Here is a 10,008-nt window from a genome sequence, read left to right on the forward strand (position 1 = left end):
CGTCTTAAACCGTGCCTCGGATTCACTCGTACCTTCAAACTGATAGATGATCGCCGAAAACTCAAAAAATATACATATTACGTTTTTTGAGTGTATTGTTTGGAAAACAGATAGTGGAGGGATGGAATGGAAAAGACCCAGGACGCGAAGATTGTCGACCTCGCGATACGATTGCTCTTTCTCGGATTGTTCCTTTACAGCGCCCTGGTCATGGTGGCTCCGCTTGCAAGTGTGGTTATCTGGGCAACGATACTCTGCGTCGCGCTCTACCCGGCATTTGATTGGCTGCAATCCAAGCTGGGAGGACGTAAGAAGCTTGCCACAACAATTATCGTTCTGTTGGGCCTTGTTCTGACCCTGGGGCCAGTCGCAACTGCGGTGTCTGGTGCTGCAGAACTAGGGTCTGAATTCGCGGAACAAGCAGACAAGGGTGAATTGAAAATCCCCCCTGCGCCCGAGGGCCTCAAGGAATTGCCGTTGGTTGGAAATAAAATCACCGATGTCTGGGGAATGTTTGAGCGCAATCTTGACGGCGCGCTTGCAAAATACGGCGCGCAAATCCTTGAGATCACCAAATCGCTCTTCGGAAAGGTGTTGGGCATTGGTATCGGGCTTCTTGGCTTAGCTCTGTCCGTATTGATTATGGGGGCATTGTTCAGCCCGGGGCCAAATTTGGTCCAGGGTCTTCAGCGCTTTGCCAACCGTGTCTTTGCACCACGCGGCGGTGAATTCGTGACACTGGCAGGCGCAACGATCCGGAACGTTACAAAAGGCGTGATTGGCGTAGCAGCCATTCAGGCTGTTTTCGTTTGGATACTGCTGGCTTTGTTTGGGATTTCTTCGGCCGCCACACTGGCATTTGTCTGCCTCATACTCTCAATTATCCAAATCGGGCCCGGATTGGTTCTTATACCGGTAATTATCTACGCATGGAGCTCCATGTCTGGCGGAACTGCTTTGATCTTCACCATACTGGCCGTTCCAGTCATGATAATGGACAGTTTCCTAAGACCCGTGTTCATCTCAAAAGGCCTTGAGACTCCCATGTTGGTCATCCTCATCGGTGTTCTCGGAGGTATGATGGCGTATGGTTTGATCGGCGTTTTTATGGGGCCGGTTCTCTTTGCTGTCTTCTATGAGCTGTTCAAGGTTTGGATTGATACCTCACCTGAAGCCGAGGGCACTGTTGAAGGTGCGGCGAAATGAGGAAAACGATATGGACAACCCTGGCTGTCATTCTGATTTTTCTTGTCTGGTATCTGGTCGCTGATCGAAAAACGCCATTTACCGGGAACGCCAGAGTAAAAGCGGTGGCCACCCAAATCGCGCCTCAGGTGACCGGAACGGTAACGGAAGTTTTGGTAGAAAACGGCCAAGTCGTTTCGGCAGGTGATGTTCTGGTTCGAATAGATTCCAGACCCTACGAAATCGAGCGTTCAAAGGCGGAAGCTGATCTTGAAGCGGCGACCCAAGAGGTGGGTGCGTCTTCGGCAGAGGTAAGTGCGGCACAAGCCAAACTCGCAAGGGCGCAGAGCGATCTGGATACGATGCGCATTCAGACGGAACGTGTATTTGCGCTTGAAAAGAAAGGGTTGATTGCCGTCTCAAAGGCCGATGATGCACGAGGACAACTGGCAGAATCTGAGGCAAACTTTGAGAACGCAAAAGCTGATTTGGAAAAAGCGAAGCAAAGGCTTGGTGACGATGGGATTGAAAACCCGAAAATCCAGCGCGCACTGGCGGCCTTGGCGGATGCGGAATTGAACCTTGAATGGACCGAATTGCGTGCTCCGGCGACAGGTGTCATTTCTAATCTGCTGATTGCCCCCGGAACGTATGCGCGATCCGGTCAGGATCTTTTGACGTTTCTGGATGCAACCGACGTCTGGATAGAGGCGTATTTTACCGAGAACAATCTGGGAAGAGCTTCAATAGGGTCTCCGGTTGATGTGGTGTTGGATATGCATCCAGGTAAGATTGTTCCGGGCGTCATTGAGAGCTTTAGTGCTGCTGTTTCTTTGAGTGGCGGTGATGAGCCGGGGCAATTGGCGAGCCCGCCAAGCACCAAGGGATTTTTGCGGGAGCCTGAAAGGTTTCCGGTCAGGATTGTTTTACCCGGCTATGAAGCTGGAAGTGCCGAAGACGATCTTCGCTTTCAACTGAACGGGCAGGCCGATGTGATCATGTATCTAAGCGACAACTCGTTGCTGAACCTCGTAGGCCGCGCCTACATCCGCGTGGTTTCAATCTTCTCCTATGCGTACTGAGGATCAAAGCTCTGTCACCCGGCTTGCACTGGGTGTTACGGGTGTCTTTGCATTGGGCCTATTTCTTGGGTGGCCCCTTGCCGTTGTTGGGGCGGTGTTCACTGCCCTTTTCCTTCAAGCACCTGCGGCACTACCTATGGCAGCATTTGGTAAGCTGTTTGTCTTCTCGATTGGATTGATGTTCATTTCATTCCTTTTGTCGTCAATCTTCTCACCTTATCCTCTTGTGTTTCTAATTCTGGTGGCCATTGGAATAATCCTGTCTTTCATTTGGTCAGTTTCCGGTGCCGGAGTATTGCCGGGTGTCATTGCTCTCATGGGGGCGTTGATGATTCCGAATTTGGTGCTGCAATCACAGGATCTGGCTCTGGTGCTCGTGTATTGGATCCCGTTGAACCTGCTGTTTGCTGGCTTCGTATCGACGCTGATGTTCGTGTTGATACCCGCTGCACCTCAAACGGCACCTAAAAAGAAAGCGGCAACATCGCCGGACTTCGACTCACATCGCCGAATAGTCAGGATGTCTCTGGTCACAGTGCCCTTTGCTATGGCGTTCTTTATTTCCGGCGCTTCTGCTTTGTTGGTTCTGTTTTTTGTCGCCCTGCTGAGCCAGCAACTTGCGGCAATGCCTGCTGCAGGCAAAGCAGTTGCAAAAGCAATGCTGAAGGCAAATCTACTTGGGGCGGCAGTCTCCATCATATGCTATGAAATAAACGTAATAGCTCCGGTTATTCTAACCCCCATTCTGCTGTGTTTTTTCTTTTGCCTAACACTCGGAGCACTTGGAAAGTCAAAAGTCCCGCTCGCCGCCGCCGCCGGTTCCGCTATTACAACAGCTCTGATTGTATATGGCGGTTCGGTTGCGCCGTTTTCAGACGAGGCTGACGTCAAGAGCATCACTCGCGTATTGCAAGTCGCCAGCGCCGCTTTTTTTGTAATCATCGCATATGTCGTGGTGGATGAATTCTGGCCAGAAAAAGAGCGCCAGGCGAGTCAATGACGTTAGTTGCGACAAAGCTTGGCGCTGAAACCAGCAGAGTTCCAGTTTGACCGATTTTTGCAACCATCGCTCGAATTGCAGCCCCGTATATGGTCCGATATCCAGCTTTGACTGCCCAGCTTAGTCTGATTCGTACGAAGCCGGTCGATACAGCCTGTTGCCATAACCCCAAATTGAGTTTCTGAGAAGGTTCATGGCATAAAACGACGAAATTCTTGCTGCGTCTGAAGAAATTTGTTCGGCGCTGAATAGCGTGTTCAACAAGAATCCGAGACCAATGATCAGCGTATGGTTACTTAGCCATGGCGTTACAGCGATGCGCCCCAATGGTGGGAGCGAAGTGGGCTTGGATGCTATTTGGATTGCATAGAAGAATGCCGCAGAATTTTTTGAATGTGGGATGGTTGAAATGAAGGAACGCATCATCTTCACATTTGGTGACTTTGTTTACGAAATTGGGTTAGAAAAAGGGACTTTCCTCCCTTGAAGCAAACGGGTCGAAGTCGCACACAGAGCCACAAACGTATTTCGCCGTATTGGGGGCAGTTGGACGATTGCCCATCACCACACAGACAAATCAGATGGCGCCATCAAAGTTTTTGAGAGCTTGTAAACTTGACTCTAATAGACTTTCGGTGATTGGAAGAGCCAAGACAACTCACCGTCTTTTGTCAAATGACTGGTCAGGTTGTCCGACCAAACAGTTCAGCACCCATGGATAGCTTGTAGTGACATAGTAACCATACTCACCATCCACAGTCATGCCATTGCACTCATCCAGATCGCCAGCCCCGGTGAACTCGTAGTCGTCGATGTATGTCCCGTCCGGAGTGCCACCCGGCCCTTTAGGCGGAGCAGGTCTCGGCGTGGTTTTAAGTTCATAGCCAGAGATCGCCGGTCTAATTTTGCCATCGCTGTCTTTGAATATCGTCCCGTAGATCGGAAAGCCGTCAGCTGCGAAGCCAATAACTGGTGACGGCTTATCAAGGTCGTGATCCAAAAACAGAGCATTTGGATTGGAATGGTAATGATACCTTCCGTCGGGCTGGGCGTGGGCATTGTGAAGATCCACACCAAAATTCTGATCGTAGGACGGGGGATCGAGCAGCCAAGGATCCGTGTCTCGACACCCCGCCAAAACGTTGCCATTCTTGTCTGCTCGCGGCCCGCTTGGGCGATAACACCCGGCCGAGAGCAAATCGACCGGCACGCCATTCAACAAAATGGCATCATAACTCCGTTGCGACAGTGCAGTTTGTTTGGGGGCTTTTTCTGGATTTCTGGGAACCCGAAAAGTGCCTGACAATTCCTTTACATCGTTGGCGAAGTTGGCTGTAGGCCCGTTGAAATCATGGTTAGGAATGCCATTGGTCTTAAGAGTACACTGCTGACTATCTGCCGAGATTTCGAGTTCGGAGTTAAAATGTTGCTGGCGGGTGACGTCTTCCACTGAAGCGGAATACACGCCAGCATAGTCCGCGCAATCTGCTGATCGGTTACTGAGCAAGAGATTGGTAATGTCCCGAGCTGCGTTTTGCGCATGAGCCTGAACCGCCGTAAATCCTGTCAGAAGCGCACTGAATGTCAGAACTTTCAATCGCATGGCTCAAACTCCTTGGGCTTTCGTAAACTCCAAAAAAATGTTGGTCGAAGAAAGTAGTCATTGGTCATCCTACCTTCAGAAAGCGACGCGGTCTCCGCCTTTCAAGTCCAGAATTTCCCTTGCTTCATCAGGGGTCGCGACCTGACTGCCCAGATCTTCTACAATACGTCGGATTTTAACGACTTGCTGAGCGTTGCATTCGGCCAGTTTTCCACGAGAGATAAATAGGCTGTCTTCAAGACCGACCCGAAGGTTACCACCCATCTGGCTTGCCGTCGTGGCAAGGGACATCTGTGCTCCACCTGCTCCCAAGACCGACCACCGATAGTCGTCACCGAACAGCCGGTCGGCAGTACGTTTCATGAAGATCAGATTGTCGACTTCGGGTCCAATGCCCCCGAGAATGCCAAAGATGAACTGAATGAAAATGGGTGCCTTAAACAGCCCGATATCCATGCAGAATTTCAGGTTATACAAATGGCCCACATCGTAGCATTCATGTTCGAACTTGATGTCGTGCGGCGCAAGCGTTTCCGCCGCCTCGCGAATGTCCCGGAACGTATTGCGAAAGATGTTCTGATCGGAGTTCGCGACATAGTCTTTCTCCCAATCAAATTTCCAATCATCATCGCCATATCGGTGAGCCAGCGGATGAAACGAGAAGTTCATCGAACCCATATTCATCGAGCACATCTCGGGGCTGAAAGTCTTGGCCGGATTGATCCGGTCCTGAATGGGCAATGTCAGGGATCCACCGGTCGATAGGTTCACAACAGCGTCCGTTGCCTGTTTTATACGAGGCAGGAATGGCGCGAAGTCATCCGGATCGACCGATGGCGACCCGTTCTCAGGGTTGCGGGCATGGAGGTGTAGGATCGACGCTCCGGCCTCGGCGGCCCCGATCGCCTGCCGTGCGATGTCGTCGTAAGTGTACGGGAGCGCATCCGACATGGTTGGTGTGTGGATCGCTCCTGTTACAGCACATGTAATGATGGTCTTTTTCTGACGGGCCATAGGTTCAGTTTTCCTTGGATTGTCCGGTGTGCTTTACGCGATAGCCCAGCGGGAAAAGTTGCAGATCATAGCGGCTACGGATCACGCCCCAAATGCCTTTTGGCGCCTTGAGCATGACGACAATTGCGACCACGCCGAGAACGATCAGGTAAGTTGTTCCTAGGTCGGCCAGCGTTTCGCGCAGCGCAAAGAAGACGAGTGTGCCGATGATCGGGCCTTCGATGGTACCGATGCCGCCGATCACTACGATGAAGATGACGAAGGCAGTCCAATCATTGACGCTGAACGCCGCATCCGGCGATATGCGCAGCTTTTGCAAGAAGATCAGCGCGCCGATCATCGCCGTGAATGCCGACGTGACGACGTACACTATGAACTTCGTTCGCCAGATATCGATGCCAAGGCTACCGGCGGCCAGTTCGTTGTCCCGAATTGCCGTCAACGCCAAACCTTGGCGCGAACGCAGGAAGAGATACACGGCGGTTACAACCAGCACGGCGGCCCCGAGCGCCAGCCAATAGCTCAGCGCCTCACGCATCGCGCGCCCGGACGCCAGTGATTTCACGATGGCAACGGGCAGCGAAGATCCTGACCCTCCGCCAAGCGCTGAGATTTGCGCGAAGCTCAGCCGGAAGACTTCAGCGATGACCCAGGTGCCTATTGCAAAATATGCCCCCCGAAGCCTGAAGATCAGGACGGCGACCGGGATCGAGATCAACGCTCCCAGGACCCCTGCGGCTGCGATAGCAACCAATGGATGCAAACCGCCCAGCATCGTCAGTGCAAACAGCATATAGCCACCGAAGCCGACATAGGCCTGCTGACCGACCGACACGAGACCAGCGTAACCCGCCATGAGGTTCCAAATGGTGGCGAGGGATAGGTAGAGGAAAAGTTCACCCATCAGGCGCATGTCCGCGCGACCTGCCCACCAAGGGGCTGCAATTAAAACAAGCAAGCTGATTGCGGCCAGGATCGCAGCAACGCGGGCTGGTTTCGAAGAACGGGAAACCGAATATTCTTGGAGTTTCATCCGGATACCCTCGGGAAAAGGCCGTTTGGGCGCACCGCGAGAATGACAAGAAAGGCGATATGGCCGGCTAACAGTTGCCAACCCGGATCGATCTTGGCCCCAATAGTTTGCGCGACACCAAGGATGACGCCACCAATGAGTGTGCCCCAAAGATTGCCGAGCCCACCGATGATAACGGCCTCAAATCCAAAAATCAGGCGACCGCCACCGATGGACGGATCAAAGCTGGTCCGAATGCCAAGCAGGATACCGGCAATTGCGGTCACGCCCAGCGCCAGCGCCATGGCCAGTCCAAAGATATGCCGTCGATTGAGGCCCATAAGCTGTGCAATGTCTTGATTGTCGGACACAGCCCGAAAAGCTCGGCCAAGCGCGGTGTGATAGAAGGTCCATTGTAGCGCCCAGATCACCACGACAGCGATCCCGAAGGTCAGGAGCGGAAGAAGCCCAAGCGTCAACCCTCCAACAGCGACGCCCGCCGTTTCCAATGCGCCTGCATCAAGGTCCTGTGGGTCAGCAGTGAAGACCTCTAGCAACCCGTTCTGGATAATCACGCTCAGTCCGAAGGTGACAAGCAAGGGCGGAAGGATATCGTCGCCCAGAGTTTGGTTCAGCAGGCCGCGTTGAAGGGCGTATCCGATCAGCCCCATAGCAGGCACCACGACCACCAATGCGGCCATCGGATGCATCCCTGTGGCTGTCGTCACAGTCAGCCCCAGATACGCGGCCAGAACAATCAAATCGCCATGGGCGATATTGACGAGCCGCATGACTCCAAAGATCAACGACAGACCTGCAGCAAACAGCGCGTATAGCCCACCCAGCAAAGTTCCCTGCACGATAGCGTTCAGCCATTCCATATTATTCGATCCCGAAATACGCGCGCGAAATGTCTTCGCGCGAAACGGTGTCAGACGCGCTTTCCAGCGAAACGCGGCCCTCTTGCAGGCAATAGACCCGGCTTGAAACTGACAGTGCCTTGGTTATGTCCTGTTCGACGATGATTGCACTCATGCCCTCGCCGATGATGCCGGGCAGCGCTTCGTAGATGTCTTTGATGATGATCGGTGCCAGTCCGAGGCTGATTTCGTCGAAGAGGATCAGATCGGGGTTGGCCATCAGCGCACGCCCAATTGCAACCATCTGTTGCTGGCCACCCGAAAGCGATGTTGAGGCCTGATCTTTGCGCTCATCCAGGATCGGAAACAGGTCGTAGACAGCTTGCAGATCCCAGGGACCTTTGCGCCCAACCTGAGCACCGATCATTAGGTTTTCTTTGACCGATAAAGACGGAAACAGCTGACGACCTTCGGGCACCATCGCCAGACCTAATTCGGCGACTTCATCCGCGCGAAGGCAGCTGATGTCCCTGCCCCTGTATTGGATCTGCTCCGGTTGGTTCGCAAGCAACCCGGTGATGGAACGCATCAGGGTTGTCTTGCCTGCACCGTTCGCACCGATGATGGCCAGAACCTCGCCCTCGCCGACGTCCAGATCGACCTCATAAAGCGCTTGGAAATCACCATAGTAAGAATTCAAACCGCGTGTCTGGAGGATCGGATCAGGCATCAGCTTCGATCCCCAGATAGATTTCTTTGACTTCGGCGCTTTCCATGATTGCCTGCGGCTCTCCCTCGGCGATCTTCTTGCCAAAGTCGATAACGATCAGGCGGTCAACAACGGCCAGCAGCGCATGAACGACATGTTCGATCCAAATGATGGTAACGCCAGAGGCATGGATATCTTTGATGGTCTGAACCAGTGACTTGCACTCGGCTTCGGTCAAACCACCTGCAATCTCATCGAGCAACAGCAGTTTGGGCTTGGCACACAAAGCACGTGTCAGTTCCAGGCGTTTCCGTTCCAGCAATGTCAAGCTACCGGCAAGAACGTTTGCCTTGGGCAGCAGCTCTGTCTGGTCCAGAACTTCCAGACAAAAACGTTCTGCCTGATGTCCACGCATGCCCGCCGACTGCGTGGCGGCGATCATCGCGTTCTCAAAAACGGTCATTCCCGAAAACGCCTGCGGGACCTGAAACGAACGTGCAATACCAGCATGGCTGCGCTTTGCCGCGCTCCATTTCGTGACATTATGCCCACTGAATTCTATCGCCCCGGAATTCGATTTGAGCGTCCCAGTGATCAGATTGAACATCGAGGTTTTACCGGCACCATTAGGGCCTATGACCCCAAGCGCTTCGCCTTGCTGGACCTCATAGCTCATGGCATCGGCGACAGTGACCGCGCCAAATGCCTTGCTCAGGTCTTGGAGTCTCAAGATTGTCGTCATGTTTTTCTCGGATAGAGGGTTCGGCACCAAAATCGGTGCCGAATTCCTGGTCAGCCCAGCAGTTTCATATCTGCTGTCACCGGCACTTCGGGCGCGGTGCTGTTTGCAACGATCTGCAACTCGTACGCATCGCCGGATTTTTGCCACTGACCACCAACCAAAGGTGTTTTGGTGACGTTGTTCATAGGCCCATCACCCCAGTTCACCGGCCCGACAATCGTGTTCAGGTTCGTGGATGTGATTGCCGAAATGATCGAAGACGGGTCTTCCAGATCATCCGCTCTTTTGATGACATCCGCGACGACCTCGAACAGAGCGTGTTTAAAGCCAAGCGGCTGAGTCCATGGACGGCCCGACTCTGCCGTGTAACCCTCAGCCAGGTCTTTCGACGTAATACCGGTCAGAGAAGACGAGAACGGATGATGTGGAGACCACCAGACCTCGGTCGACAACCCGTCCCCGCGGTCACCGAGCGATTCAATAACGGATGGGAACAGCAGTGCTTTGCCAATGGTCACGACCTTCGGGTTAAAGCCTTGCTGGGCGGCCTGGCTCCAGAACGTTGCGAAATCGGGGGGGATCATGTTGCCAGTGACGATTTCGCAGCCAGCAGCATTGAACGCAGCGATCTGGTTTGAGAAGTCGTCGGACAGAGGCTGATAGCGACCGGAATCGATGAGCGTGTATCCGGCGGCGGCGAGCGGTTTAGGTGAGCCTCCCCAACTGATCTGGTCCACCGTTATGTTTAGGGAACGGAGGACCACGAATGGCAAACAAGCGACCGAAGCCCGAAGAGATTGT

General features: G+C 53.3%; 10 protein-coding genes and 1 pseudogene. 4 read left to right on the top strand and 7 right to left on the bottom strand.

Features of this window, described 5'->3' with window-relative positions; genetic code table 11:
- The first annotated feature begins 126 nt into the window (after positions 1-126).
- The 4 genes and pseudogenes from ACR0AH_RS15710 to ACR0AH_RS15725 form a co-directional block, all read left to right on the top strand.
- The gene (locus tag ACR0AH_RS15710) at positions 127-1,206 is read left to right on the top strand and encodes an AI-2E family transporter (protein WP_480592664.1); all 1,080 of its coding nucleotides are present in this window, start codon (positions 127-129) and stop codon (positions 1,204-1,206) included.
- Entirely contained in the window at positions 1,203-2,267 is a 1,065-nt protein-coding gene (locus tag ACR0AH_RS15715; RefSeq protein WP_480592666.1) for an HlyD family secretion protein, read from the top strand. The genes ACR0AH_RS15710 and ACR0AH_RS15715 overlap by 4 nt, the downstream gene beginning before the upstream one ends.
- The gene (locus tag ACR0AH_RS15720; RefSeq protein WP_480592668.1) at positions 2,257-3,267 is read left to right on the top strand and encodes a DUF2955 domain-containing protein; all 1,011 of its coding nucleotides are present in this window, start codon (positions 2,257-2,259) and stop codon (positions 3,265-3,267) included. The genes ACR0AH_RS15715 and ACR0AH_RS15720 overlap by 11 nt, the downstream gene beginning before the upstream one ends.
- Before the next feature lie 508 nt (positions 3,268-3,775).
- A pseudogene (locus ACR0AH_RS15725) lies at positions 3,776-3,880 on the top strand (nuclear transport factor 2 family protein); the annotation flags it as partial.
- A gap of 45 nt (positions 3,881-3,925) precedes the next feature.
- Here the strand turns inward: ACR0AH_RS15725 and ACR0AH_RS15730 are convergent.
- The 7 genes from ACR0AH_RS15730 to ACR0AH_RS15760 all read right to left on the bottom strand — a co-directional run.
- Positions 3,926-4,870: a YHYH protein gene (locus ACR0AH_RS15730; protein WP_480592670.1), complete on the bottom strand. Its 945-nt coding sequence runs from the start codon at positions 4,868-4,870 to the stop codon at positions 3,926-3,928.
- Between the two features lie 75 nt (positions 4,871-4,945).
- The gene (gene kce, locus ACR0AH_RS15735; protein WP_480592672.1) at positions 4,946-5,884 is read right to left on the bottom strand and encodes a 3,5-dioxohexanoate:acetyl-CoA acetone transferase; all 939 of its coding nucleotides are present in this window, start codon (positions 5,882-5,884) and stop codon (positions 4,946-4,948) included.
- A 4-nt stretch (positions 5,885-5,888) separates the two neighbouring features.
- Positions 5,889-6,917 carry a branched-chain amino acid ABC transporter permease gene (locus ACR0AH_RS15740; protein WP_170733661.1) on the bottom strand — a complete coding sequence of 343 codons (1,029 nt, stop codon included), beginning with the start codon at positions 6,915-6,917 and terminating at the stop codon, positions 5,889-5,891.
- Entirely contained in the window at positions 6,914-7,777 is an 864-nt protein-coding gene (locus ACR0AH_RS15745; RefSeq protein WP_480592674.1) for a branched-chain amino acid ABC transporter permease, read from the bottom strand. The genes ACR0AH_RS15740 and ACR0AH_RS15745 overlap by 4 nt, the downstream gene beginning before the upstream one ends.
- Position 7,778: 1 nt before the next feature.
- Positions 7,779-8,486 (bottom strand): branched-chain amino acid ABC transporter ATP-binding protein, encoded by a 708-nt coding sequence (locus ACR0AH_RS15750; protein ID WP_170424709.1) that lies wholly within the window; start codon positions 8,484-8,486, stop codon positions 7,779-7,781.
- On the bottom strand, positions 8,479-9,207 hold the full coding sequence (locus ACR0AH_RS15755; protein WP_480592676.1) for an ABC transporter ATP-binding protein: 729 nt from the start codon (positions 9,205-9,207) through the stop codon (positions 8,479-8,481). The genes ACR0AH_RS15750 and ACR0AH_RS15755 overlap by 8 nt, the downstream gene beginning before the upstream one ends.
- A 50-nt stretch (positions 9,208-9,257) precedes the next feature.
- Positions 9,258-10,008 (bottom strand): ABC transporter substrate-binding protein (locus ACR0AH_RS15760; protein WP_480592678.1); only part of this gene is annotated, 751 nt, incomplete at its 5' end.

The organism is Ruegeria sp. AM5, from assembly GCF_056540645.1.